The organism is Pseudomonas sp. H3(2019) (genome assembly GCF_007713465.1).
Lineage (GTDB): Bacteria > Pseudomonadota > Gammaproteobacteria > Pseudomonadales > Pseudomonadaceae > Aquipseudomonas.
Genome location: NZ_VMSG01000027.1, coordinates 34,225 through 59,516, shown reverse-complemented (window position 1 = coordinate 59,516; position 25,292 = coordinate 34,225). Strand labels below are relative to the sequence as shown.

Genomic DNA, 25,292 nt, shown 5'->3' with positions numbered 1-25,292 from the left:
GATGTTTTTCATTGACTTAAATTTCCATTACAGGCACCCACTGCGCTTGAAGGTGAAATGACAGCGAGGTGACAGCCCACGCAACTAATGTGCACAAGTCCCTTCGAGGTGGTTATATCACCGCCCTTTTTTCGTGCGTTTTGCAGTCAATCAGTCACAACGAGCCTCACTGTACCTGCGTTTCAAGCGAGGTGATGGCTCATGCCACTGGACACCCGGCGACCCAATTGTGTGCTTTACTGTTACCGCGACGTTTTTACTCACGACTGCAGATGCTCCAGGCGCGGCAATTTCCCGCCAGCGAGCAGAGCGATTCAAGCATGAGTAAAAGTTTTTTGCCTAACACACTTCCTTTCTCGAATTCAATCCGTTACTATCCGCGGCGTTAGTACCAAGCTGAAAGTCAATTCTGGTCGATCAACTCCTGCGGTATACCTTCCCTAAAGAGAAGCCTCTACCGACATCACGGGACCGACCACCTCGATGGTTTCCAGGTAACGCTTGCGACAACACTGCCTTTGAATCGAAAGCAAAGGGTGTTGCGAAGCACACTTACTCTGACCGAACCAACCTGCAAATTGATCAGGATCTTCACCCCGGGCCCAGAACCTTTGCCCTTGATGTGTTGCCTGCCCTCCTAAGTACCTACCTGCCGGCCCAAGCGCGCAAAAATCATAGCGCTTCAACTGGCTGCTTTGTTCCAGTCGGGTTCTTCGTTTGATCAATGGTGATCGACGTTACTGGAACGTTTTAACGTTGCACGGTTCTTATCCGTGTCATTTGTAGGAACACCCAATAATCATGTCTACTCAAATCCACACTCAGGATGCCATTCGCACCCTAACCAACGCTTTTGCTCCAATGAACTGCCTGATCATGGCCGCTCGCAAAGGCTGCTTCAGCTTCACCCTGGTCAACGAACACGGCATCGCTCGTCACAGCGAACGCCTGTACCCCGATCAATACTCCAGCGCCGAGCCGCTGCAGGCCGTGATCGAGCGTACCCGTCAGGCACTGGTTGCCTGAAACGCCAGAAAGGCTGAAAACCTCAAAAGCCCTGCCTGAAAAGCAGGGCTTTTTATTGCCTGATATTTCTCCATTCGCTGTACCGGCTTAAGCACCAAGCGATATAACGGTTATAACTCGGTGCTGGAAATATTTTAAAAACAGGCCTTTACGGCACGAATATGACACTACACTTCAACTCAAGCGGCTTGATCCGCTTCCGGCGATCCTGAGCCGATCCACCGCTGCCAAGCCCCCCTTCAGGAATCGCCGCCCACTTCACGTTTCGAGGGCTTTATGGGTATCGCCGCCAGCGAACTGTGCCGTTATGTGATCCGTCCGACACTGATTTACCTCGGACGCCACAGCACGATTGCCGAATCCCTGCTACTGGGTGTTGCAGCCAGTCAGTCCGCTCTCGGCTCCGCCCTGCATGACCGCCGCGGGCATGGCCTGTACCGGATTGCCGAACCTCGTCACCAGGCGCTTTGGGATCACTACCTGGCGCTGGACCCGGAACGCGCCAGCCTGGTTCGTGGCCTCGCCAGCCAGCATGCATTCCTCAGCGGTCCGCATCTCGAACTGACCGTCAATCTGCGCTATGCCACCGCCATCGCCTGGCTATTAATAGAAGAGCAGAATACCCCGCTCCCCGAAGCCGATGACCTGCTGGGCATGGCCCGAATCTGGCGCCAGACCTTCCAGCCGCAAGGTCGTCTGCGTGACTTCACCTGCGCCTGGCAAACCTGTGTATCACCGTTGAATCAGGTCGCCTGTTAACCGGGCAATTTGCAAGATCGCGCATCTAGACGCGAATTTGGTCTGATTGTCCTACAAAAGCGCTCTATCTCAAGCCATACAGCCTATAGCGCTGAAACGAAAATGTTGGTAATTTTCGCTCCGGTGATCACCAGGAGTTCTAATAATGAAAAAAGTAATGCTCAAAACCACCCTTAGCCTCGCCGTTGCCTTGGCATCCACCCAGATCTTCGCAAGTGGCTTTGCCCTCAACGAACAGAGCATCAGTGGGATGGGGACTGGTTTTGCGGGACGCTCTTCATCTGCCGATGATGCAAGTACAGTCTTTGGCAACCCTGCCGGTATGGCCCGCCTCAAAGGCCAGCAAATCACTGGCGGTATCGCAGCGATCGACGCCTCGAGCGATATCAGCGATACCAGCGGCCGCTCAAAGGGAACCAACAAAGGCGACATGGTTCCGCTCACTGCGGTACCGATGGGTTTCTACACAAATAAAGTCAATGATGAATGGGCTTTTGGTTTTGGTGTCTACGCTCCGTTCGGGCTGATCACCAACTACGAAAGCGGCTTTCAGGGCCGCGCGTTCGGCAGCAAGAGCGAAGTCAAAGTCATCACACTGCAGCCAACCGTCAGCTACGCTTTCAACGATAAAGTATCGATCGGTTTTGGCCCTACCATCAACCGGATTTCCGGCACCCTGGAATCGGACATTGCTCTCCCTATCCCCGGGACTGGCGACAACAATGTGAAGATCAAGGGCGACGATACGGCCTTGGGCTTTAACGCCGGCGTCCTGGTGCAAGCCACCGACACCACTCGCGTAGGCCTGACCTATCACTCGAAAGTGAACTACAAGCTCGACGGCCACACCGATGTGACTACTGGCGCTGGCGTGCCACCTCAGGTACTCAAAACCAACCGTTACGATGCCTCGCTGAAGATCGAAACACCTGAGTCCTACGACCTCTCCGTGACTCAAGATCTGAATGACGCCTGGAAGCTCTATGCCGGTGCTACCTGGACTCGCTGGAGCCGCCTGAAAGACATCACGGTCAACAACGAAGGCGTAACCCGACTCAGCGGTGGTGCCCTCGCCCCACAAATCGTTGGTACTATCAAGGAAGACCAGAACTGGCATGACACCTGGGCCTACGCCGTGGGTACTTCCTACCAGTTGAACAAGCAGTGGGTACTGCGTACCGGTCTGACCTTTGACCAGTCGCCCACCAACAACACTGATCGTTCGCCACGCATTCCTAGCGGCGACCGGACGATCTTCAGTGTCGGTGCGGGCTTCAGCCCAACCGACGACTGGACCATCGATGTGGCTTACTCCTACCTCAAGGAAGAAGCCGTCACAGTCAACCGCACTAACGCCTTGGGTCAGTCCTACAACGCCAAGTACGAAAACAGTGCGAACGGTTTCGGTGTCGGTGCAACCTACCGCTTCTGATTCACGGCGAGCCTGAACAGCTCACCTGCTGAATTGAAAAAGCCCCGCTCTCTTGCACAGAGGCGGGGCTTTTTAGTGGGCGTGACTCAGCAAGCACCCATACCGAGCTGCATCAGTGCGAGCCCTCCCCGATGCCAGCCCCACCAGGCCAGCGCCAACAACAGCGCGCCAGCACTGGCAGCGGCGAGCCAGGCTCCGAGCTTGTTCATGCCGCACTCACCTGAGCCTGCAACCGCGCCACCGGGCGCTCGCGCACAGGCCAGTTCAAGACTGCTGCCAACAGACTGAGGAGAATCGCCACCTGCCAGATCAAGTCATAGTTGCCTGTCCGGTCGTAAACCACCCCACCCAACCAGCCGCCAAGGAACGAGCCCAACTGGTGAAAGAGGAAAACGATACCACCGAGCATAGAGAGGTTTCGTACACCAAATAGCGTCGCCACCGTGCCGTTGGTCAAAGGCACTGTCGACAACCAGAGAAACCCCATGGCCATGCCGAACAGATAAGCACTGGTCTGCGTGACCGGCGCCCAGATGAACAGACTGATCACCACCGCACGCAACAGGTAGAGCCCCGTCAACAGACGCGGTTTAGACATGCGTCCGCCGAGCCAGCCGGCGGTGTAAGTACCGAAGATATTGAACAGGCCAATCAACGCCAGCACTGTGGTGCCGACGCTGGCAGGCAGATGCTGGTCGACCAGATAGGCCGGCAAATGCACGCCGATAAACACCACCTGGAAACCACAGACAAAAAAGCCGAACGCCAACAGCCAGAAGCCCGAGTGCGAACACGCCTCGCGCAGGGCCTCGGACAGGGTTTGCTCATGACCGAGCACTGGCAGCGGTTTGTCCTTGAGCATGCTGACCAGCGGCACTATCAGTGCCACCAGCATTCCCAGCACCAGCAGCGCGGTCGACCAACCGAGCCAGCCGATCAACCCCAGCGTGCCCGGCAACATGGCGAACTGGCCGAAGGAACCGGCAGCACTGGCGATCCCCATGCCCATGCTGCATTTCTCTGGCGGCAGGGCTCGACCCACTACACCAAGAATCACCGAGAACGAGGTCCCGGACAGGCCGATACCAATCAACAGGCCGGCACTCAACGACAGCGACCAGGCCGAATCGGACAAGCCCATGAACACCAAACCCACGGCGTACAGTACGCCACCGACCAGCACCACTTTCGCCGCGCCGAAGCGATCCGCCAAGGCCCCGGTGAATGGCTGCGCCAGCCCCCAGATCAAGTTCTGCAGGGCAATGGCAAAAGCGAACACTTCCCTCCCCCAGCCGAACTGCGCGCTCATCGGCGGCAAAAACAGCCCGAAGCCATGCCTCACGCCAAGCGACAGCGCAAGAATCAGTGCGCTCCCAAGTAGAACCCATCCGCTGGTACGCCATATTGATGTCATTCTTGTTCTCCGGTAGCGGGTATATACCCGCTTAAGTTCGGGCTTACGCTTGGAAAGGCACGCCGCCTCAGGCGAGTTCATCCAGCAAGGCCAGCAAGGTTGCACGCTTCTCTGCACCCAGACGATCGATCAGCCGCTGTTGCGCCGCTTCCCAGGCCGGTAAGGCTGCTGCCAGGCGTTCACGCCCGGTTTCGGTCAGTTGCACGATGCGATTGCGCTGATCTTCACCCTCGACCAGCCTAACCAGCCCCTCCCCCTCGAGCACCCGCAGATTACGCCCCAGCGTGCTGCGATCCAGGCCCATGGCTTCCGCCAGGGTGGAAATGCTCGGTTGATCGAGGCGCTGCAAATTGCACAGCAAGGAATACTGCGCAACGTTGATCCCGAAGCCGTCAAGGGCGCCGTCGTAATGCCTGCTGACGCCACGAGCGGCGCGACGCAGGTTGGTGCATAAACATTGAGAGGCTAGCATTGTGCGTGTATATACCCGCGATAAAGTTAAAGCAAGTTTGATTATCAAACGGCCGTTAGGCCGCGCACGTTGAAGGTCACTCTCAGAACAGGGCCAAACCCACCAGCACCGCTGTTTCCAGCAGCTCCAGCAACGCCCCTGCCGTATCGCCGGTGGTCCCGCCCAGACGCCGCAACATCACCTGGCGCAACCAGAAGAACATCAGAGCCGCCAGCACCAGCGCAATAACACCGCTCCAGCCGCCGATCAGTACGCACGCCAGCGCGCTGAGCAACAACACCTGCTGACCGGCCTTGCGCGGCAGATGATCGGCCAGCGCCTGCCCCAGGCCACCAGAGCGCACGTAAGGTGTATTCAGAAACAGCCCGAGCAAGGCACTGCGACCAATCAGTGGTGCGAGGATCAAACCGGCCATGGAGTGCTGTTCAATCAACGCCAATAACGCCGTGAACTTGAGCAACAGCACCAACACCAGCGTCACCACTGCGATTGGCCCACTGCGCGGGTCTTTCATGATGGTCAATGTGCGTTCGCGATCGCCAAAACCGCCGAGCCAGGCGTCGGCGCTGTCGGCCAGGCCGTCGAGGTGCAAACCACCGCTGAGCATCACCCAGACACTCAACAACAACGCCGCATGCAGCAACGCTGGCGTACCGAGCAACAGCCCATTCAGCGCCCACAACAGTCCGCCAAACAGCAACCCCACCAACGGATAAAACAACAGCGAACGGCCAAGCTCCTGAGGCGCCGGCATGCCTGGCAGACGTATCGGCAAGCTGCTGAGAAACTGCAAGGCGATCCAGAACGGCAGCATGTTCAACCCTCCTCCCTGAGCACGGCATCAGCCTCGACGCACAACGAAAACAGCGCGCCATGACCGACGTCAACGTTGAGCAATTGCTCGCGCGGCAATCCGCGTGCGCGGGCCAGCAACAGACGCATGACCCCACCGTGACTGATCAGCAACACCCGCTCGCCGGCATAGGCCTGATGCAAGCGCTCGACGGCCGCCAGTACCCGCGTGGAAAACGCAGTCACCGGCTCACCTTCCGGAGGCGTGAATCCGTAGGGATCAGCCCAAAACTTGCCTAACGCTTCGGCGTCGGTTTCCATCAGCGCTGCTGCGCTCTGCCCTTCCCAGGCGCCGAAGTGCAACTCTTGCAGGTCTTTGTCCAGCCCGACAGGCAAGTCCAACCGCTCGGCCAGTTCCTCGGCAAAGCGCGCGCAACGTTGCAGCGGTGAGCTGACCAAGCGATCCCACGGACCTTGATCAATCACCGCCGCGCGCATCTGCTCCCAACCTTTGGCGGTCAGTGCGTCGTCCAGGCTGCCGCGCAAGCCACCACCGAGTTCGGTTTCACCGTGACGCAGCAGATCCAGACGCAACGTCATGCCGGGCGATCGGCCACAGCCGCTTCAGCGAAGGTCGCCATTTGCCCGTGCAGATTGCAGGCCAGACGCAGCAACGGCACTGCCAGCGCGGCACCGCTGCCCTCGCCCAGACGCAGGCCGAGATCCAGCAAAGGTTCAGCGTTCAGCGTTGCCAATACATGTCGGTGGCCCGGTTCAGCCCCGCGATGACCAAACAGCAACCACTCGCGGCACGCCGGATTCAGGCGCACCGCGACCAATGCTGCCACGCTGCAAATAAAGCCATCGACCAGCACCGCCAAACCTTCCTGCGCGCAGGCCAAATAGGCACCGACCAACGCAGCGATTTCAAAACCACCGAGGTTGAACAAGGTCTGCAACACGTCGCCACGCTGAGCGGCATGCAACGTCAGAGCGCGCTCAATCACCCGGGCTTTATGGCTGACACCTGCCGCGTCCAGACCGGTGCCCGCCCCGGTCAGATGCGCCACCGGGCAATCGAGCAGTGCACAGGCCACCGCGCTGGCAGCGGTGGTATTGCCGATGCCCATCTCGCCACCGATAAACAGCTCGGAGCCTTCAGCAATCGCCCGCAACACGCTGTCGCGGCCAGCCTGCAAGGCTTGCTCGCCCTGGATTTGCGTCATCGCCGGGCCGTGAACGAAGTTCGCAGTGCCTGGACCGATGTGCAAATGACGCACGCCCAGCAAATTCAACGAAGGTGTGACGGTGCCGAGGTCGACCACTTCCAGCCGCGCCTCAAGTTGCCGCGCCAACACGCTGATCGCCGCGCCACCGCTGACAAAGTTATGCAGCATCTGCCCGGTGACTTCCTGCGGAAACGCCGAAACTCCTTCGGCGACCACGCCGTGATCACCGGCAAAAATCGCAATCCACAGCTGATTCAAGCTCGGTTTGACCCGACCTTGCAGCCCCGCCAATTGCACCGCTGCCGACTCCAGCTGCCCGAGGGAGCCAGCCGGTTTGGTCAACTGCTGCTGACGAGCCGCCGCCTGCTCATGCGCTTGCGCATTGATCGGTTTGCACGGGTTCAACCACCAGGAATGAGTCATAACGCAGTACCTTTCAAAGTCAGGGGCAGGCTGGCGACGGTCAATACGACACGCTGACAGCGCTCAGCCAGGGCTTGATGCAACCAACCGGCTTCATCGACATAGCGGCGAGTCAATTCGCCCAGCGGCACGACACCCAGACCGGTCTCGTTGCTGACAAAAACAATTTCGCCCGGCAGTGATGCCAGGCACTCCAGCAGGGCTTCACGCTCATGCGCCAGACGCTCGGGATCTTCAAGCATCAGAAGATTGGTCAGCCACAAGGTCAGGCAATCCACCAGTAAGCAACGCTCGGCACTGGCGTTTTCACGTAGCACCCGGGCCAGTTCCAGCGGCTCTTCAACGAGCGCCCATTCAGGCGGACGGCGCTCGCGATGATGGGCCACGCGGGCATTCATTTCGCCATCCAGCGGCTGGCTGGTGGCAACGTACGTCACCGCCAGGCCGCTTTCGCTGGCGAGCTTTTCAGCCAGACGGCTTTTACCGGAACGGGCGCCGCCGAGGATCAGTTGCAACATGATTGAAATCCCTTAGAACCCACAGAGTTCGCGCAAATAGCCCGTATCGAGATGCTTTTCCACCAAATCCGCCAACCGTTCGATATCGCGCTCGCGCAAGGCGTGGTAATCGACTTCCTGCACATCCTGCAAACCGGCCCAGCGTAACAGCGCGCTGCACGCCGCCGGGGATTCGAACAGGCCGTGCAAATACGTGCCGAGCACCTGTCCGTCAGCACTTCGGGCTCCGTCGTTGCGACCGTCATCCAGCAACACCGCCGCCTGTTCCAAAGCAATACCGGTGGTAACCCCGGCATGAATTTCATAACCGCTGACTTCAGCGTTTTCCAACGCCAGATGTCCGCGCACATTACGCAGCTGTTTTTCTTCTTCGAGCACGGTTTCGAACGCCAGCAAGCCGAGACCGGCACTGGAGCCCGCCGCGCCTTCCAACCCCAGCGGGTCATGCACATGCTCGCCGAGCATTTGCAGGCCACCGCAGATGCCGAGCAGCTTGCCGCCGTAACGCAAATGACGGGTAATGGCCGCGTCCCAGCCGTTGGCGCGCAAGTAGTGCAGGTCGCTGCGCACGCTCTTCGAGCCCGGCAGGATGATCAGGTCGGCAGACGGAATCGGTTGACCCGGCCCGATGAATTGCAGATCGACCTGCGGATGCAGACGCAGCGGATCGAAGTCGGTGTGGTTGCTGATACGCGGCAATACCGGCACCACGACGTTGAGCACCTGCTCGGCCTTATCGGCCTGGCGCTGATCGATGCCGTCTTCGGCTTCCAGATGCAGATCCATGACATACGGCAGCACGCCGATTACCGGTTTGCCGGTGCGTTCTTCCAGCCAGTCGAGGCCTGGCTGCAGCAAGGCGATATCGCCGCGAAAACGGTTGATGATGAAGCCTTTGACCCGCGCCTGCTCAGTGGCTGACAGCAACTCCAGTGTGCCCACCAAATGCGCGAATACCCCGCCGCGATTGATGTCGGCGATCAGCACCACCGGACAATCCACCGCCTCGGCGAACCCCATGTTGGCAATGTCGCCGGCACGCAAGTTGATCTCGGCCGGTGAACCCGCGCCTTCGACCATCACCACCGGATAGGCTGCACTCAAGCGTTCGTGAGAGGCGAGTACCGCTTGCATGGCGATGGCTTTGTAGTCGTGATAGGCGACTGCGTTCATGGTGGTCACGGCACGTCCGTGAATGATCACTTGCGCGCCGGTATCGCTGTTGGGTTTGAGCAGCACCGGGTTCATGTCGGTGTGTGGCTCAAGGTTGGCCGCCTGGGCCTGCACGGCTTGAGCGCGACCGATTTCGCCGCCGTCGGCGGTCACCGCGCTGTTGAGCGCCATGTTCTGCGGCTTGAACGGCACCACGCGAACGCCCTGGCGCGTCAGCCAGCGGCACAGCGCGGTTACCAAGGTACTTTTGCCGGCGTCCGAGGTAGTGCCTTGCACCATCAGCGTGGTCATAGGGTTTCCTTGGTGTAGGCTTCGAAAGCGTGCTCGAGACGCAGCCAATCGGCGTCATCGGCCGGCAAGCCAAAACGCAGGCTGCTGTTGTGGGTGAACAGCCGCAGCAAGATGCCGCGCCGGGCCATGAATTCATGCAGATGCTCCGCGCGCTCGGTGATCAACCACTGAAACAGGGCGCAGCCACCTTGCGGCTTGAAGCCGTGGCGCTCGAGGACTTCAGCCAGACGCCGGCTCGCCTCTTCACTGCGCAGACGCTGGCGAGCATGACCTTGGGTGTCACGCAAACAGACCTGACCCAACACCCGGGTCGGCCCGCTGACCGCCCAAGGACCGACCTGCTCGGCGAGCAGTTTGAGCAACTTGCGCTCAGCCAGCACAAAACCCAATCGCACCCCGGCCAGGCCGAAAAACTTGCCGAACGAACGCAGGACGATCAAGCCGACCTGATCGGTATAAGACGACAGGCTCAGCTGCGGGGTGTTGTCCATGAACGCTTCGTCAACCACCAGCCAGCCACCGCGCTGCGCCAGCCGTGCATGCCAGTCGAGCAGACGTTCCGGGGGCAGACTCAGGCCAGTGGGGTTGTTCGGGTTAACCACTACCAGCACGTCGAGGCTATCGAGGAAAAAGTCGACCTCCTGCTCCAGCACTTCACGCACGACGTAGCCGTTGCGACGCCAGGCTTCGGCATGCTCGGCATAACATGGCGAGAGCACGCCGACTTTGCCGGCGCGACGCAGGCGTGGCAGCAACTGGATAGCCGCCTGGGAGCCCGCGACCGGCAGCACCTGCGAGGCGCCGTAGTATTCGCGTGCAGCCTGCTCCAGGCCGTCATCGGTTTCCGGCAAGCGTGCCCAGGCCCGTAACGGGATGTCCGGGATCGCCCACGGCCAAGGCGCCAGACCGCTGGACAAGTCGAGCCAATCGGTTTCGGCGATGCCGTACTGCAACGCCGCCTTGCGCAAGCGGCCACCGTGCTCAAGCATAAAACTCGGCTCCCACACAGAGAATCAGCAACCAAAGCCATACCCCACGCTGAACCAGATGCCAGCCGCGATCGATGGAGTTGGCGTCTGCCGGCACACCTTCGCCCAGTTGTGGACGCTGATGCAGTTCACCGTGATAGATCGCCGCCCCGCCCAACTCGACGCCCAAAGCGCCCGCGCCAGCGGCCATCACCGGCCCGGCGTTCGGGCTGTCCCACGTTGGCCCCTGCGTGCGCCAGCATTTGAGTGCCAAACGGGTTTTGCCCAGCAGCGCGTAGGTCAACGCCACCAGACGCGCCGGAATATAGTTGAGCACATCGTCGATTTTCGCCGCCGCCCAGCCGAAGCGTTCAAAGCGCTCGTTGCGATAACCCCACATGGCGTCCAGAGTATTGCTCAGCCGATAGAGCACCACGCCCGGCGCACCCGCGACGGCAAACCAGAACAGTGCGGCGAATACCGCGTCGCTGCCGTTTTCCAGAACCGATTCGGTGGCCGCGCGGGCCACTTCGGTCGAGTCCAGCTCGCTGGTCTGACGGCTGACCAGATAGCCGACACGCTTGCGCGCGTCATCCAGGTCGTCGCTGCGCAGGGCCTGAGCCACCGGCTCGACATGCTCACCGAGGCTGCGCAGACCGAGCGCACAATACAACGCGAGAATCTCGACGACCCAGCCGATGTAAGGCAGCCAGGACAATGCAGTGATCAACAGGGTCAGCGGCAGCACCGCAATCACCCAGGCCGTGACGCCATGACTGCGCCAGCCACGGCCGGCAGAGTTGAAACGTTGCTCGATACGATCAGCAAAACGGCCGAACGCCACCAGCGGATGCCAGCGCTTGGGTTCGCCCAACAGCGCATCCAGCGCTACTCCGGCGACACTCAGCAACGCCACACTCATTGACTCACTCCCCAAAAATTCTCGTACAACAGTTCACTTAGCGGACGCGCCTGCGCCCAGCCGTCAAGGACCAACATCGGCGCCGGGTAAAACTCCTTGACCGGTCCCAGGCACAACACCGCCAGCGGCTTGGCCCCCGGCGGCAGTCCGAGCAAATCCGCCAAGGCTTGCGGTTCGAACAACGAGACCCAGCCCATGCCCAGACCTTCGGCACGGGACACCAGCCAAAGATTCTGGATCGCGCAGGACAACGACGCCATGTCCATTTCCGGCAAAGTCCGACGGCCAAAGATATGCCGCTCGCGATCATCCATCAGCGCGGCGACCAGTACTTCGGCGCAGTCGTTGATGCCTTCGACTTTCAGCTTCATGAATTCGTCGGAGCGTTCGCCCAGCGCTTCGGCGGTGCGTACTCGCTCCTCTTCCACCAGTTGCTGGATCCTGCCGCGTAACGCTCGGTCGCTGATGCGGATGAACCGCCAAGGCTGCATCAAACCGACACTTGGCGCCCGATGCGCCGCTTCGAGCAACCGCCGAAGCAGTTCGGGCTCGACGCTGCCGCCACAGAAGTGACGCATGTCGCGACGCTCGGCAATCGCGCGATAAACCGCTTCGCGTTCGGCCTCGGAAAATGCGTTGTCGGTCATGGCCTCTTCGCGGGCGAGCCCGCCCCTACAAGATTCAGGTCTGGCGCAAACAGCGCGGCGATCGCGGATGGATTGGACGGGAAATAAAAATGTACATAAGACGCCGTCATCCGCCCCTCACGGTAAACCGCCTCGGCACCGCGCCCGCCGTTAGGGCTCAGGCCGCGAGCGATCGGCTCAAGCTCGGTGCTGGTCAATGAATGGTGGTACGTGTGGCCGCGCAACGCGCCTTCAGGTAATTCGACCGCTTGCAGGGCCAACGCGGCCAGACGCTTTTGCATCACTGCATCGCCGGCCAGCAGCCCCACTAACTCAGCGCGCGTGCCATCGACATCGGTCAATGAATCGAGCAGATACAGCATGCCGCCGCATTCAGCCAACAACGGTTTGCCAGCGGCGTGATGTGCGCGAATGGCATCGAGCATTGTCCGGTTTTCAGCCAACGCCACGTGGTGCAATTCCGGATAACCACCGGGCAGATACAGGCTGTCCGCTTCAGGCAGTTCACGGTCATGGATCGGCGAGAAGAATCGCAACTCCGCGCCCATCGCCCTCAACAAGTCGAGGCTCGCGCCATACGTGAAGGCAAACGCTTCGTCACGCGCCACGGCAATTCGCACACTCGCCAACAATGGCTCGGCGGCAATCACGTCAGGCGCAGCGAACTCGACGGCGGGCGGCAACGCCACTTCGCAGCTGCTGGCCAACGCTTCGGCGGCGGCGTCGAGGCGCAGATCGAGATCATTCAATTCACTGGCCTGGACCAGGCCCAGGTGACGGCTAGGCAATTCGATTCCGGTTTCCCGGGACAAGGCGCCGTACCAGCGCAAGCCTTCAGTGAGGCTGCCTTCGAGCAATTGCGCGTGACGCAAGGTGCCGACGCGGTTGGCCAAGACACCAGCAAACGGCAAGTCCGGCTGATAACGTGCGAGCCCCAACGCCAGCGCGCCGAAGGTCTGAGCCATAGCGGTGCCATCGATCACGCCCAGCACCGGCACACCGAAATGCCGCGCCAGATCGGCGCTGGACGGCGTGCCATCGAACAACCCCATCACGCCTTCGATCAAAATCAGATCAGCCTCAGCGGCGGCTTCCCACAACAGCCGGCGACTTTCCTGCTCGCCGACCATCCACATGTCCAATTGATAGACGGGGGCACCACTGGCGCGCTCGAGAATCATCGGGTCGAGAAAGTCCGGACCGCATTTGAACACCCGGACCTTGCGCCCCTGATTGCGATGCAAACGGGCCAGCGCCGCGGTGACAGTGGTCTTGCCCTGACCGGAAGCCGGCGCGGCAATCAGTACCGCCGGGCAAAATCGAGGCTCACTCACAGCTCAACGCCTTTCTGCGCTTTGATCCCGGCCTGGAAAGCGTGCTTGATCATGCCCATGTCGGTAACCGTGTCGGCCAGTTCGATCATTTCCGGCTTGGCACCACGACCGGTGACCACCACGTGTTGCATCGGCGGACGCGCCTGCAAATCACTGAGCACCTGATCCAGGTCCAGATAACCGTGCTTGAGCGCGATATTCAGTTCATCGAGCACCACCAGACCAATGCTCGGGTCACGCAGCAGTTCGCGGGAGACTTCCCAGGCAGCCTCGGCGGCGGCGATATCGCGCTGGCGATCCTGAGTTTCCCAAGTAAAACCTTCGCCCATCACGTGGAAGCGCACTTGTTCCGGAAAGCGCCGGAAGAACAGCTCCTCGCCAGTGCTGTTACGCCCCTTGATGAACTGCACCACACCGCACTGCATGCCGTGGCCCATCGCCCGGGCGAGCATACCGAACGCAGAACTGCTTTTGCCCTTGCCGTTGCCGGACAGGACCAGCAGCAAGCCGCATTCATTCGGCGAATTGGCAATACGCTCATCGATCACGGCTTTCTTGCGCAGCATGCGTGCCAGATGGCGTTCGTCACGATCAGGGGAATCAGTCATGGGGGAGCTCTCCGTTGAGGCTGGATAACGGCGGGCAGGCATAGAAATAGACGGCAAGAAGCCTGGCATCGCCCACCGTGATGCCGCTGGATGGATCAGGCCGGTCTCCGGACTCATGAGCGGCTTGCGCCTGACTGCGCGCCTTCCCATGTCATTTCGACACAGTGGCTTAAAGCGCAGCTTTTACTCATTTACCGTTGCGGGGGCAGCGCCGGGATCGTCGCCCGCTCTTTCAAAGAACGCGCCCTCACCGGCTTCCCTGTTTCACTCGGTCGACCACTGGGTCACAGAGCACCTGAAACAAGTCGCGAAGGTTAGAGGGTTGGGGGTGGAGCGTCAATTAAAGCCGGGGGCTCACCGATGGATAGAAACCGACCTCGATCAATAAACTGGCGCCAATCTTGTGCCACACTGAAAGCAGTGATATCAAAGAGCCACAACCTGACACCACAAGAATAAAAGAGGGGGCAACATGCAAGGCATGATCATCAGTAACCCGAAGCTGGAATTTCTGCGCCCGGTACTGGAACGCTGGTTCGAGTGCATCGACCGTTACAACACAGTACGTGGCGATAACGAAAGCCCTTACTGGTTTGACGAACGCGCCAATGTGAGCCTGCTTTCGGCAGCGGCGTGGATGGCTGAAATGGTCACCCTCGAACAGACTCCGACGAAAAAGCAGATAGAGGAAGGCGAACGCAAAGGCCGCGCCGACCTGTTTATCGCCAGCAAAGAAGAACGCGCCTACCTTCAAGCCACGCAACGCTGGCCACGAGTCAACAACCTGAATCTGACCCAGGCCTTGCTCGATGTCGTGAGCGATGCGAAAAAAATCAGCTACGCCAGCGACCTGAAGCTCGGCTGCCTGTTCGTCGCCCCCCAAAAAGCCCAGCACAGCCCTACGCCGGAAGAACTCCAGGACATGGTCGACGACCTGCAAAAGGAACACACCTGCGCCGTGGCCTGGTACTTTCCCTACGCCTATCGCAAATTGCACAACGAAGCCGGCAACTACCATCCGGGCATCGCACTACTGCTCAAAGAGGCTCGCGGCTGACAGGTTGAACCTTAGGCCGGTCAGGGTCTAGCGCTTGCGGCACAAGGTCAGACCATCGCCCAGCGGCAACAACGACAGATCGACACGCGAGTCATCCTTCAAGGCACGATTAAGCGCCTGGATGGCTCGGGTGTCTTCGCTCTCAGGATTGTCTTCCAGTACTCGCCCACTCCACAGCGTGTTGTCGAATACCGCCAGCCCACCGCTTCTCAGCAGCCGCAAAGCGCTTTCCAGATAAGCCGGATAGTTGGCCTTGTCGGCATCGATGAAGATCAGATCGAAACAACCACCCTGCCCTTGCTGCTCAAGTTGAGCCAGGGTTTGCAACGCGGGAGCCAAACGCAAATCGATGCGCCCGGCGAGACCAGCCTCCTGCCAGTAGCGGCGCGCCGTGGCGTTGCAGTCTCCAGGAATGTCACAGCAGATCAACGTGCCGTCATCCGGCAAGGCTGCCGCCATGCACAAGGCGCTGTATCCGGTGAAGGTGCCGACTTCAAGCAAGCGCCTGGAGCCCGTCAGCTTGACCAGCAACGCGAGGAACTGACCCTGCTCGGGCGCCACCTGCCAGCGCGCCATGGGCAGCGCCTGGGTTTCGTCACGCAAGCGGCGCTGCAGCGGCGTTTCGCGTAAGGAAACGTCGAGCAGGTAGTTGTAAAGGGAGTCGTCGAGATTGAGTGTACGAGCGGTCATGACAACCTCTGCGAACTAGAAATTGTGCGCCAGATGCTCAGGCTCGATAACACGCTTGGCGCTCAGGTAGGCTCTCTGCCAATAGGCCTTGGACAAGCTGTCCAGCTTCACCGTACCACCCGTGGCGGGTGCATGCACGAAGCGACCTTCACCAACGTAGATCCCGGCGTGACTAACTTGCGAGCCGCCATTGGTGGCGAAGAAGATCAGGTCACCGGTTTGCAGTGCTTCCTGGCCGATATTCGGCGCTTGCATGCCGATCATCTCGCGAGTTGAGCGTGGCAAGGAAATACCCGCCGCATCACGGTAGACGTAGCCAATCAGGCCGCTGCAATCGAAACCTGAATCCGGTGTATTGCCACCCCAACGATAAGGCGTGCCGACCAGACCCAGCGCGCGAATCAGCACGTCTTCAACGGCAGGAGAGAACGATTGGGCGGGAGCGAAAACCGGGGCGCGAACGACTTTGACAGGCGGCGGAGTGCGGCTGGCGCAGGCGCTGAGCAGCGCTGCGAAGAAGATGAGTACAAGGCGGGCCGACATCGTCATATACAGAACATCCTGATCTGGCTGCGGTTTTCTCTGCCGAGGGGCTGAAAACAAAACCGCGTAAGCAGGGCTTACGCGGTTAGTTAGTCAACAATAGATCAGGATTCTAGCGGCTACGCGCCAAACTTCAAGTAAGACTTTAAGTTAGCCTTACAAAAAGTCCGCTTACTTGCGTGCCGTGACTGTCGTTGGTGCCATGGCGAGTGCTCGCTTGGCCTCAATGAAGGTCTTGCTCCAGTAGCTGTCGCCCAGGTTATCGACCCGGACACCACCGCTGCGGCGGCTGCTGGAATGGATGAACTGGTCATCACCCAGGTAGATCCCGGCGTGACTGACGCGACCGCGACGACCATTGGTGGCGAAGAATAGCAAGTCGCCAGGCTTCAGGTTGTTGCGCGAGACCAACGGGGCATTCACGTTGATCATTTCGCGAGTGGAGCGCGGCAGGTTCATGCCAGCCTCTTCACGAAACAGGTAACCGATGAAACCACTGCAATCGAAACCGGCTTCAGAGGTACCGCCCATGCGGTAACGGGTACCGACCAGGGACAAGCCACGCTCGAGGATGCTGTCGGCCAAAACCGGAAGCTGGTAAGGCTTGCTGCTGGCAAAGTCGGCCAGCTCTTTTTCGGTAGCCAGCTCTTCCTGATAAATAACCGAAGACTGGGCAGTCGCTGAGTTTTTAATCTGCTGATCGTTTTGTTGTTGCGAGACCGGGGAATGAACCGCGCAACCAAAAAGCAGGGTGACAAGTGCGAGAGGCACGAGGGGTGCGAAGCGATTTAGCATGGGCACGACCGTGGCTGAAGTTTTAAAGAAGGCGAGACTATGCCTTCTATCGTCCTCATTTGCAAATTCAATCGATCCAAATGTGACTTATCGGTTTCTCGTTAACATCTAAGCGCTTAAGCCCATTTTAAATCTGCACGCGCCGTGAATACCTTTCCGGAAGCGGATTTTCTGACGTCTGAAAGATGCCGAAACGCGCTACAGGCCACGGTTTTACCAGCCCAGGGTTTCTTTGAGAAAGGGGATCGTCAGCTTGCGCTGAGCCTGCAGAGAAGCCTGATCGAGGCGTTCAAGGAGTTCGAACAACGCGCTCATGCTGCGAGTACCGCGCGTCAAAATAAAATGCCCGACTTCGTCAGTCAGGTGCAGGCCGCGACGCGACGCGCGCAATTGCAACGCACGCAACTTGTCTTCATCGGACAGTGGCCGCATCTGAAAAATCAGCGCCAGGGTCAAGCGGGATTTGAGGTCTGCCAGTTTTACCGGCAACTCGCGTGGCGAGGTCGAAGCGGCGATCAGCAGGCGCCGACCACTGTCTCGCAGGCGATTGAACAGATGGAACAACGCCTCTTCCCAATCAGCCCGCCCTGCGACTGCCTGCAAGTCATCCAGGCAGACCAGTTCGTACTGCTCAAGGTTGTCGAGAATTTCGATACCGCGATCCAGCAACTCGGCCAACGGCAGGTACACCGCGGGCTCCCCCAACTGCTCGAAGCGCAAGCACGCGGCTTGCAGCAAGTGCGTACGCCCTACACCGTCCTTGCCCCAGAGATAGATCAGGCTTTCGGTCCAGCCGGCGTCGGCTTCGCACAGCCGCTCGACATAGCCGAGTGCAGCGGCATTGGCGCCAGGGTAGTAGTTGATAAAGGTAGCGTCATCACGCAGACGCACACCTAGGGGCAGCTGAATCGGTTTCATGCTGACTGAACAGTTCAAACGAACCGTTAGTGGCCTCTGTGTAAAGTTTGCAAAGTTTATACCCGTGACGCCAGCCGCACAATGCGGCAGACCATAAGCAAAATCAAAGGTTTGCGTTAACTTGCAGGGATCGCCGGGGTTTGTTTGACGGCGTATGTGACAGCCGGGAGAGTTTCACAGGCCTGCCCGGCAATCCGCCGGGCGTCCTTGAGCACTTAATCGACAGGGCTGATCAATCCGAATCATCCACACCGCTGTACATGCCAGAATCTTTATACAAATCATGTAGATGGCGAACAAGCACCATGATGACCGCCGCCACTGGCAATGCCAGCAGGATCCCGGTGAAACCGAACAGCTCTCCACCCGCAAGAATCGCAAAGATCACCGCCACCGGGTGCAGACCAATCCGGTCCCCCACCAACAACGGCGTCAGCACCATGCCTTCCAGCGCCTGACCGACCATGAATACCGCGACAATCCCGATCATCGGATACAGGTCGCCACCAAACTGAAACAACCCGGCGATCAACGCCGCGCCAATCCCGATCACAAAGCCCATGTACGGCACGATTGCTGCCAGACCGGCAATCAGGCCGATCAACAGCCCCAGCTCCAGCCCGACCAGCATCAGGCCTGCCGCGTAGATCACACCCAATGCCAGCATCACCAGCAACTGCCCACGAACAAATGCGCCAAGCACCTCGTGACACTCGCCCGCCAGCGATACCACACGCTCTTCACGATCACGCGGCAACAGGCTACGGATCTTCGCCATCATCAGGTCCCAATCGCGCAACAGGTAAAAACTCACCACCGGTATCAACACCAGATTGGCCAGCCATCCGATCAATGCCAAACCCGATGCGGTGGCCTGGCTCAGCACGATACCGACGATGTCAGTGGCCTGCCCCATGTGCTCGGTGATCGCGGCCTTGACCTTGTCGAACTTCCAGAACCCATTCGCCAACCCGAGTTTCGACTGCGCCCAGGGCATCGCCGTGTGCTGCAACCAATCGAGCATTTGTGGTGCCAGCTCATACAAGCGGAACAGCTGCTTGGCCAGCATCGGCACCAACACCAGCAACAACGTCATGACGACCAAGGTGAACAGCGCGAATACTGCGACCACCCCCCAGGTTCGCGACAGGCCAAATTTCTCCAGACGATCCACCAGCGGGTCGAACAGATAGGCCAGCAGCAGCGCCACCAGGAACGGTGTAAGGATCGGATGCAACAGGTACACAAATGCGCACAGCAGGGCTATCCCACCCAGCCACACCCAACGCCGCGTATCGGCCATGAATCACTCCAGCTTCTATATAAGAAAGAAAAATCTACCAACGGAAACTCAACTGCGCTTTAGGCGCGGGTGCCGGGGCAAGCCCTGGTGCCGCACCGCCGACCGCAGGCTGAACCGATGCAGGCGCAACACCCGCCGGCACTTCTTGCAACTTCGCCAGACTCAACTGCGCTCGCAGCTGATCGGCACTGCCGTTGACGCGATACACGATCCGGTCGCCATCGACACTTTGCAGGTGCGCACCAAACGGCTCCAGCAAACGCCCCAGTACCGCGTAGCGCTCCAGGTTCATGCCTTGCACCTCAAGCACCTGCTCGGCGGAGGTTCCCGGCCTGGCGACAAAACGCGACGCCAGGCGCTGACTCACCGCCAGCAATACCGCATCGGCCACGGCCGCACTGTCAGCCCCCTGCACGCTGCCTTGCTCGCGCTGGTCACCCAGCCATAAATGCCACTTGGCCTGCCACTGACCGCCCTCTTCCCGCGCATGCACGGCCAACAGGGCGTCCGCGCCGTAACGCTCGGAGATGCCATGCAGCGGCGCCGGGTCGTTGCCTTCAAGATGCGGCGCGGTGGCGACGATCTGCTCATTCAGGTCACCCAGTGGCAAACGCAATGGCAGACCACGATGCTGCGCGGCACGCCGCAATGGCGCAGCACTGGCCTGACCGTCGCCCACCAGGCTTGAGCCCTCAGTCGAATCGTTCAGCCACCAACCGAGAATCGACGGTCGATTGGCGCCCCACAAGGCCAGCCCCGCCTGACGCAGCGCCCGATCGGTGCTGACCGGATCGAAGTCGACCTGCAGGCTTTCCGGCGGCCCGGCGTCGTAGCCGTATCGGCTGATGATCTGCTGCGGGTCCTTGCGAATCGCTGCCAGCCCTGGATTCTGCGCGGCCTTGGCGTCACCGGTCAGACGCAGTACCAGGGTATCCAGCGCACGCTGGGTGGCCTGCTCGCGCTCTTCCGGCGCCTGACTGCCGACCGGCTCGCGCACCTGGTAGAGACCGTTAACGGTTTGGGCATGACTCGCCAGGCTGACCAATGACAAACAGCCCACAAACAGTAATTTACACAAACGCATGGAGGATTCCCGACGACAAAAAGCGGCTGGAACAGACCGCATGAACAGACTTGAGCAAGGCTGTGACCGCCGGCCTGCGCAAAACATTCACGCAATCGATGGAAGTTTTCACTCTGTCATAACGATAGCCGGTTAACGGCTATACCTTATACAGCCACGAGCGAGGTCACCAGTTCAGGCATTTTCGATTTTTTTAACACGATATGCCTCTGCCCGTCGGCCCGAGGATGGCCGCTGCCTCTCAAGCCTGATAAAATCGCGCGCCTTCGTAGACCGGCAACGGCTGGGTACTCTGAAATGCTCACGCGGCAATCGCGCCACACGTATTTCAGCGCACTCGCCGAACTCGGTCGTTACCCCTGAATCCCCCCTAAAGGCCTGGATCATGAGCAAGCAACCCTCCCTGAGCTACAAGGACGCCGGTGTAGACATCGACGCCGGTGAAGCATTGGTCGAACGCATCAAGAGCGTCGCCAAGCGCACTGCGCGCCCGGAAGTCATGGGCGGCCTGGGCGGTTTCGGCGCCCTCTGCGAAATCCCGGCTGGCTACAAGCAGCCCGTGCTGGTATCCGGCACCGACGGCGTTGGCACCAAGCTGCGCCTGGCTCTGAACCTGAACAAGCATGACAGCATCGGCATCGACCTGGTTGCCATGTGCGTCAACGACCTGGTGGTCTGCGGTGCCGAGCCGCTGTTCTTCCTCGACTACTACGCCACCGGCAAACTGAACGTCGACACGGCCGCTCAAGTCGTCACCGGCATCGGTGCTGGCTGCGAACTGTCCGGCTGCTCGCTGGTGGGCGGCGAAACCGCTGAAATGCCTGGCATGTACGAAGGCGAAGACTACGACCTGGCCGGCTTCTGCGTGGGCGTGGTCGAGAAGTCGGAAATCATCGACGGCTCGAAAGTTGCGGCGGGCGATGCCCTGCTCGCCCTGCCGTCTTCCGGTCCGCACTCCAACGGCTACTCGCTGATCCGCAAGATCATCGAAGTGTCCGGTGCAGACATCGAAAACATCCAGCTCGACGGTAAGCCGCTGACCGACCTGCTGATGGCGCCAACCCGTATCTACGTCAAGCCGTTGCTCAAGCTGATCAAAGACACTGGCGCAGTCAAGGCCATGGCCCACATCACCGGTGGCGGCCTGCTCGACAACATCCCGCGCGTTCTGCCAAAAGGCGCTCAGGCCGTGGTTGACGTAGCGAGCTGGACCCGTCCGGCCGTATTCGACTGGCTGCAAGAGAAAGGCAACGTCGACGAAACCGAAATGCACCGCGTGCTGAACTGCGGCGTTGGCATGGTGATCTGTGTGGCTCAAGAACACGTTGAAACCGCGCTGAACGTGCTGCGTGAAGCCGGCGAGCAACCTTGGGTCATCGGTCAGATCGCTACCGCTGCCGAAGGTGCTGCGCAGGTTGAACTGAAGAACCTCAAGGCACACTGATGTACGAGCGGATGCAAGAGCAGATGTCCGCCACCTGTGATGTTGTGGTGCTGTTGTCCGGCACCGGCAGTAACTTGCAGGCCTTGATCGACGACGCGCAGAACGCGGACAACCCTGTGCGCATTCGCGCGGTGATCTCGAACCGCGCTGACGCCTATGGTCTTCAGCGCGCCAGGGATGCGGGTATCGACACCCGCACCCTGGATCACAAGGCTTTCGAAGGTCGCGAGGCCTTCGATGCCGCCTTGATCGAATTGATCGACGCCTTCCAGCCCAAGCTTGTGGTCCTGGCCGGATTCATGCGTATTCTCAGCGCTGATTTCGTCCGTCACTATCAGGGTCGCCTGCTCAATATCCATCCTTCGCTGCTACCCAAATACAAAGGGTTACACACTCATCAGCGAGCGCTGGAAGCCGGCGACACCGAACATGGCTGCAGCGTGCACTTCGTCACCGAGGAACTCGATGGCGGACCACTGGTCGTACAGGCAGTAATACCGGTAGAGTTGCACGATTCGCCGCAAAGTCTGGCGCAACGGGTCCACACCCGCGAACACCAGATTTACCCGATGGCCGTACGCTGGTTTGCCGAGGGCCGACTGAGCCTTGGCGAACAGGGTGCTTTACTGGATGGTCAGTTACTCGCGGCCAGCGGTCACTTGATTCGAAACTAGGAGATTTTATGCGTCGCGCCCTGCTCTTCGCTTGTGCTCTGCTCGCCCTGCCCCTTGCGCAGGCGGCAGACCTTCAACCGTTCTCCGCCAGCTACACCGCCGACTGGAAGCAGCTCCCGATGAGCGGTTCGGCCGAACGCAGCCTGTCGAAAAATGACAACGGCTCCTGGACCTTGAATTTCAAGGCCTCCATGCTGGTCGCCAGTCTGACCGAGGAAAGCACCCTGAAGCTGGACAAGGACACCTTGCTGCCTCAGTCATATCGCTTCGAACGCGGTGGCCTGGGCAAGGCCAAGAAGGTCAATCTGGACTTCGACTGGACCACCAAGATGGTCACCGGTATTGATCGCGGCGATCCGGTCAAGGTACCGCTCAACACCGGCATGCTGGACAAGTCCACCTACCAACTGGCCTTGCAGCGCGATGTAGCCGCCGGCAAAAAAAGCATGAGCTACCAAGTGGTCGAAGGTGAAGACACCGACACCTACGACTTCCGCGTGATTGGCCAGGAGAAAGTCCAGACCAAAGCGGGTTCGGTCGATGCGATCAAGGTCGAACGTGTTCGCGACCCGACACAAAACAAGCGCATCACCGAAATGTGGTTCGCCAAGGACTGGGGCTACATTCTGGTAGCCCTGCGCCAGGTCGAGACCGACGGCAAGGAGTACAACATCATGCTCCTCGACGGTACGGTTGACGGCAAGGCTGTCAAAGGCAGCTAAGCGGATCGAAATGAAGAAGCCTCGCGATTGCGGGGCTTTTTTTCGTCTGTCGTTTTGTGTCCAAGCCCTTGGAAACATGAAACTTCTGTCATGAAACCCAACGCCCTGCGACTAAATGTCACGGCCTGCAAGGGCTGCGGGATTTTTTCAATTTCTGCAAAAGATCATTACCGACCGCAGGCATTTACTTAGCAAGCTAACAAAATATATAACAAAGGCCTGCACACGCCTTGCTGCAGAACAATTGAGATTGGAGCCAGCAGATGACTGTAAAAGTAACTGAACGCGACGATTCACATAAATCCCACGAAGGCGTAGCCGCCGGCATCCGGATCTGGGACGTCTATCAACAAGACATGCTGGTGGGGATGTTCCACTCCGAGAGCGATGCCCACAGCTACAAGGCCGAACTGGAAAATCTGGAACAGCAACGAGACGCCCGCTCCGTGTAATGACCGCATTGAAAACAACAAACCCCGCCAATGAGCGGGGTTTGTCGTTGTGGCAACCTCTAAAGGCTTACCACATCAGATCGTCAGGGATCTGATAGGCCGCGTACGGATCGTCTTCGGCGCTGACTTCTTCTGTCTTCACATTCAACTGCACGATGCGCTGCGGATCGCGCTCCTGGATCTTCAGGGCCGCTTCACGCGGGATCACTTCGTAGCCGCCGGCGTGATGCACGATCGCCAGGGAACCGCTGCTGAGCTTGTTGCGCATCAGGGTGTTGACGGAGATGCGCTTGACCTTCTTGTCGTCCACGAAGTTGTAGTAATCCTCGGTGGTCAACTTCGGCAAGCGCGAGACTTCGATCAACTGCTTGACCTGCGCGGCACGGGCCTTCTGCTCGGCCTTTTCCTGCTGCTGGCGATTGAGTTCCTGGTCGCGCTTGACCTTCTCGGCCATGGCTTCCTGGGCCGCACGCTGCTGGGAATCATCAAGTTCGATCTGACCTTTATGGGCCAGACGTTGCTGCTTCTGTTTGTCTTTGCCGACCTGCTTGGCCTGCTTTTGGTTGACCAGCCCTGCTTTGAGCAACTGGTCGCGAAGGGAAAGGCTCATGGTGCTTACTCACTTAGGCAACAGCTCAGCCGCAGCTGGGCAAATTCTTTTCCTGACGTTTGGCTTCGCCCCACAAGGCGTCCAACTCTTCGAGGGTGCAATCTTCTATGGGACGGCGGGTGTCGCGCAATGCCTGTTCGATAAATCGGAAGCGTTTTTCAAACTTGCTGTTGGCGCCGCGCAATGCGGTTTCGGGGTCGACCTTGAGGTGACGCGCCAGGTTGACCACGGAAAACAGCAGATCGCCGACTTCGTCACTGATCGCGGTCGCGTCGTTATCCGCCATGGCTTCGAGCACTTCATCAAGCTCTTCGCGGACTTTATCAAGCACCGGCAACGCGTCCGGCCAGTCGAAACCCACCTGCCCCGCGCGCTTTTGCAGCTTGGCCGAACGGGACAACGCCGGCAGCGCTGCTGGCACATCGTCGAGCAAGGACAATTGTTCAGGGGCCTGGGACTTCTCGGCCCGTTCCTCGGCCTTGATCTCCTCCCAGCGCTGCTTGACCTGCTCCTCACTGAGGCGCGGGATATCCAGCGCCGCGTACAGATCACCGGTAGGAAATACGTGGGGATGACGACGAATCAGTTTGCGGGTGATGCTGTCGACCACACCGTCGAACTCGAAACGCCCCTCTTCCCGCGCCAGCTGGCTGTAATACACCACCTGGAACAGCAGATCACCCAACTCACCCTGCAAATGATCGAAGTCGCCGCGCTCGATGGCGTCGGCCACCTCGTAGGCTTCTTCCAGGGTATGCGGGACGATGGTCTGGTACGTTTGCTTGATATCCCACGGACAGCCGAACTGCGGATCCCGCAGGCGGCTCATCAGGTGTAGCAAGTCTTGAAGTGAATACATCTATCAATCTCTTCACAAAACCCATGTGGGAGCGAGCTTGCTCGCGATAGGGCCGGCACATCCAGCATAACTGTTGACTGGACAACCGCCATCGCGAGCAAGCTCGCTCCCACATAAAGCAGCTCCCATACCG

At 59.4% G+C, this 25,292-nt stretch carries 29 protein-coding genes and 1 riboswitch; of the genes, 8 read left to right on the top strand and 21 right to left on the bottom strand.

Translation table 11 applies throughout. The annotated features are described in order from the left end of the window. The first annotated feature begins 801 nt into the window (after window positions 1–801). From FPT12_RS23200 to FPT12_RS23190, 3 genes are all read left to right on the top strand, one after another. A complete protein-coding gene (locus FPT12_RS23200) occupies window positions 802–1,026 on the top strand; it encodes a hypothetical protein (protein ID WP_007898912.1) in 225 nt (74 codons plus the stop codon). 276 nt (window positions 1,027–1,302) lie between these two features. Further along, complete coding sequence (locus FPT12_RS23195) at window positions 1,303–1,785, top strand: hypothetical protein (protein WP_145020554.1); 483 nt, start codon at window positions 1,303–1,305, stop codon at window positions 1,783–1,785. 145 nt (window positions 1,786–1,930) lie between these two features. Then, window positions 1,931–3,217 carry an OmpP1/FadL family transporter gene (locus FPT12_RS23190; RefSeq protein WP_145020551.1) on the top strand — a complete coding sequence of 429 codons (1,287 nt, stop codon included), beginning with the start codon at window positions 1,931–1,933 and terminating at the stop codon, window positions 3,215–3,217. 86 nt (window positions 3,218–3,303) lie between these two features. Here FPT12_RS23190 and FPT12_RS28075 read toward each other — a convergent pair whose 3' ends face one another. The 13 genes from FPT12_RS28075 to cobO form a co-directional block, all read right to left on the bottom strand. Next, the gene (locus FPT12_RS28075) at window positions 3,304–3,426 is read right to left on the bottom strand and encodes a hypothetical protein (RefSeq protein ID WP_256676842.1); all 123 of its coding nucleotides are present in this window, start codon (window positions 3,424–3,426) and stop codon (window positions 3,304–3,306) included. After that, window positions 3,423–4,631, bottom strand: a complete 1,209-nt coding sequence (locus FPT12_RS23185; protein ID WP_145020549.1) for an MFS transporter — start codon at window positions 4,629–4,631, stop codon at window positions 3,423–3,425. The genes FPT12_RS28075 and FPT12_RS23185 overlap by 4 nt, the downstream gene beginning before the upstream one ends. A gap of 67 nt (window positions 4,632–4,698) precedes the next feature. Further along, window positions 4,699–5,103 carry a MarR family winged helix-turn-helix transcriptional regulator gene (locus FPT12_RS23180; protein ID WP_019693086.1) on the bottom strand — a complete coding sequence of 135 codons (405 nt, stop codon included), beginning with the start codon at window positions 5,101–5,103 and terminating at the stop codon, window positions 4,699–4,701. Window positions 5,104–5,185: 82 nt separating this feature from the next. Further along, complete coding sequence (locus tag FPT12_RS23175) at window positions 5,186–5,917, bottom strand: adenosylcobinamide-GDP ribazoletransferase (protein ID WP_145020546.1); 732 nt, start codon at window positions 5,915–5,917, stop codon at window positions 5,186–5,188. A gap of 2 nt (window positions 5,918–5,919) precedes the next feature. Beyond that, the gene (gene cobC, locus FPT12_RS23170; protein ID WP_145020543.1) at window positions 5,920–6,495 is read right to left on the bottom strand and encodes an alpha-ribazole phosphatase family protein; all 576 of its coding nucleotides are present in this window, start codon (window positions 6,493–6,495) and stop codon (window positions 5,920–5,922) included. Next, window positions 6,492–7,547, bottom strand: a complete 1,056-nt coding sequence (gene cobT, locus FPT12_RS23165) for a nicotinate-nucleotide--dimethylbenzimidazole phosphoribosyltransferase (protein ID WP_145020540.1) — start codon at window positions 7,545–7,547, stop codon at window positions 6,492–6,494. Before cobT ends, cobC begins: the two co-directional genes overlap by 4 nt. Further along, entirely contained in the window at window positions 7,544–8,065 is a 522-nt protein-coding gene (gene cobU / locus FPT12_RS23160; protein ID WP_145020537.1) for a bifunctional adenosylcobinamide kinase/adenosylcobinamide-phosphate guanylyltransferase, read from the bottom strand. Before cobU ends, cobT begins: the two co-directional genes overlap by 4 nt. A gap of 12 nt (window positions 8,066–8,077) precedes the next feature. Beyond that, a complete protein-coding gene (locus tag FPT12_RS23155; protein WP_145020534.1) occupies window positions 8,078–9,529 on the bottom strand; it encodes a cobyric acid synthase in 1,452 nt (483 codons plus the stop codon). Beyond that, the gene (gene cobD / locus FPT12_RS23150) at window positions 9,526–10,518 is read right to left on the bottom strand and encodes a threonine-phosphate decarboxylase CobD (RefSeq protein WP_145020531.1); all 993 of its coding nucleotides are present in this window, start codon (window positions 10,516–10,518) and stop codon (window positions 9,526–9,528) included. The genes FPT12_RS23155 and cobD overlap by 4 nt, the downstream gene beginning before the upstream one ends. Then, window positions 10,511–11,419 carry an adenosylcobinamide-phosphate synthase CbiB gene (gene cbiB, locus FPT12_RS23145; RefSeq protein WP_145020527.1) on the bottom strand — a complete coding sequence of 303 codons (909 nt, stop codon included), beginning with the start codon at window positions 11,417–11,419 and terminating at the stop codon, window positions 10,511–10,513. Before cbiB ends, cobD begins: the two co-directional genes overlap by 8 nt. Beyond that, window positions 11,416–12,066, bottom strand: coding sequence for a 5,6-dimethylbenzimidazole synthase (gene bluB / locus FPT12_RS23140; protein ID WP_145020524.1), 651 nt, complete (start codon window positions 12,064–12,066; stop codon window positions 11,416–11,418). The genes cbiB and bluB overlap by 4 nt, the downstream gene beginning before the upstream one ends. Beyond that, a complete protein-coding gene (locus FPT12_RS23135) occupies window positions 12,063–13,400 on the bottom strand; it encodes a cobyrinate a,c-diamide synthase (protein WP_145020521.1) in 1,338 nt (445 codons plus the stop codon). The genes bluB and FPT12_RS23135 overlap by 4 nt, the downstream gene beginning before the upstream one ends. Continuing rightward, window positions 13,397–14,008 (bottom strand): cob(I)yrinic acid a,c-diamide adenosyltransferase, encoded by a 612-nt coding sequence (cobO, locus tag FPT12_RS23130; RefSeq protein WP_145020518.1) that lies wholly within the window; start codon window positions 14,006–14,008, stop codon window positions 13,397–13,399. The genes FPT12_RS23135 and cobO overlap by 4 nt, the downstream gene beginning before the upstream one ends. An 80-nt stretch (window positions 14,009–14,088) precedes the next feature. Next, a riboswitch (cobalamin riboswitch) is annotated at window positions 14,089–14,322 on the bottom strand. Window positions 14,323–14,480: 158 nt separating this feature from the next. On the opposite strand from cobO, the gene FPT12_RS23125 reads away from it, so the two are divergent. Next, window positions 14,481–15,065: a hypothetical protein gene (locus FPT12_RS23125; protein WP_145020515.1), complete on the top strand. Its 585-nt coding sequence runs from the start codon at window positions 14,481–14,483 to the stop codon at window positions 15,063–15,065. A 27-nt stretch (window positions 15,066–15,092) separates the two neighbouring features. Here the strand turns inward: FPT12_RS23125 and FPT12_RS23120 are convergent, their stop codons facing one another. The 6 genes from FPT12_RS23120 to FPT12_RS23095 form a co-directional block, all read right to left on the bottom strand. Further along, window positions 15,093–15,755 (bottom strand): O-methyltransferase, encoded by a 663-nt coding sequence (locus FPT12_RS23120; RefSeq protein ID WP_145020512.1) that lies wholly within the window; start codon window positions 15,753–15,755, stop codon window positions 15,093–15,095. Window positions 15,756–15,770: 15 nt separating this feature from the next. Further along, window positions 15,771–16,304, bottom strand: coding sequence for a C40 family peptidase (locus FPT12_RS23115; protein WP_145020509.1), 534 nt, complete (start codon window positions 16,302–16,304; stop codon window positions 15,771–15,773). Between the two features lie 165 nt (window positions 16,305–16,469). After that, window positions 16,470–17,093 (bottom strand): C40 family peptidase, encoded by a 624-nt coding sequence (locus FPT12_RS23110; RefSeq protein ID WP_054593560.1) that lies wholly within the window; start codon window positions 17,091–17,093, stop codon window positions 16,470–16,472. Between the two features lie 213 nt (window positions 17,094–17,306). Then, window positions 17,307–18,011, bottom strand: coding sequence for a DnaA regulatory inactivator Hda (hda, locus tag FPT12_RS23105; protein WP_008033543.1), 705 nt, complete (start codon window positions 18,009–18,011; stop codon window positions 17,307–17,309). Window positions 18,012–18,243: 232 nt separating this feature from the next. Next, the gene (locus tag FPT12_RS23100; protein ID WP_054593561.1) at window positions 18,244–19,314 is read right to left on the bottom strand and encodes an AI-2E family transporter; all 1,071 of its coding nucleotides are present in this window, start codon (window positions 19,312–19,314) and stop codon (window positions 18,244–18,246) included. 34 nt (window positions 19,315–19,348) lie between these two features. Continuing rightward, window positions 19,349–20,398 (bottom strand): DUF2066 domain-containing protein, encoded by a 1,050-nt coding sequence (locus FPT12_RS23095; RefSeq protein ID WP_178098859.1) that lies wholly within the window; start codon window positions 20,396–20,398, stop codon window positions 19,349–19,351. Window positions 20,399–20,783: 385 nt separating this feature from the next. Here FPT12_RS23095 and purM point away from each other — a divergent pair, with 385 nt between their 5' ends. The 4 genes from purM (at window position 20,784) to FPT12_RS23075 (ending at window position 23,690) form a co-directional block, all read left to right on the top strand. Further along, entirely contained in the window at window positions 20,784–21,842 is a 1,059-nt protein-coding gene (gene purM, locus FPT12_RS23090) for a phosphoribosylformylglycinamidine cyclo-ligase (RefSeq protein WP_145020505.1), read from the top strand. 23 nt (window positions 21,843–21,865) lie between these two features. Then, complete coding sequence (gene purN, locus FPT12_RS23085) at window positions 21,866–22,516, top strand: phosphoribosylglycinamide formyltransferase (RefSeq protein WP_019693104.1); 651 nt, start codon at window positions 21,866–21,868, stop codon at window positions 22,514–22,516. Between the two features lie 8 nt (window positions 22,517–22,524). Then, window positions 22,525–23,238 (top strand): DUF3108 domain-containing protein, encoded by a 714-nt coding sequence (locus FPT12_RS23080; protein WP_145020501.1) that lies wholly within the window; start codon window positions 22,525–22,527, stop codon window positions 23,236–23,238. Window positions 23,239–23,501: 263 nt separating this feature from the next. Then, window positions 23,502–23,690 carry a hypothetical protein gene (locus tag FPT12_RS23075; protein WP_054593565.1) on the top strand — a complete coding sequence of 63 codons (189 nt, stop codon included), beginning with the start codon at window positions 23,502–23,504 and terminating at the stop codon, window positions 23,688–23,690. A gap of 67 nt (window positions 23,691–23,757) precedes the next feature. Here FPT12_RS23075 and FPT12_RS23070 read toward each other — a convergent pair whose 3' ends face one another. Further along, the gene (locus tag FPT12_RS23070; protein ID WP_145020498.1) at window positions 23,758–24,300 is read right to left on the bottom strand and encodes a DUF2058 domain-containing protein; all 543 of its coding nucleotides are present in this window, start codon (window positions 24,298–24,300) and stop codon (window positions 23,758–23,760) included. A 25-nt stretch (window positions 24,301–24,325) separates the two neighbouring features. Beyond that, window positions 24,326–25,159: a nucleoside triphosphate pyrophosphohydrolase gene (mazG, locus tag FPT12_RS23065; protein ID WP_145020495.1), complete on the bottom strand. Its 834-nt coding sequence runs from the start codon at window positions 25,157–25,159 to the stop codon at window positions 24,326–24,328. Between the last annotated feature and the right edge of the window lie 133 nt (window positions 25,160–25,292).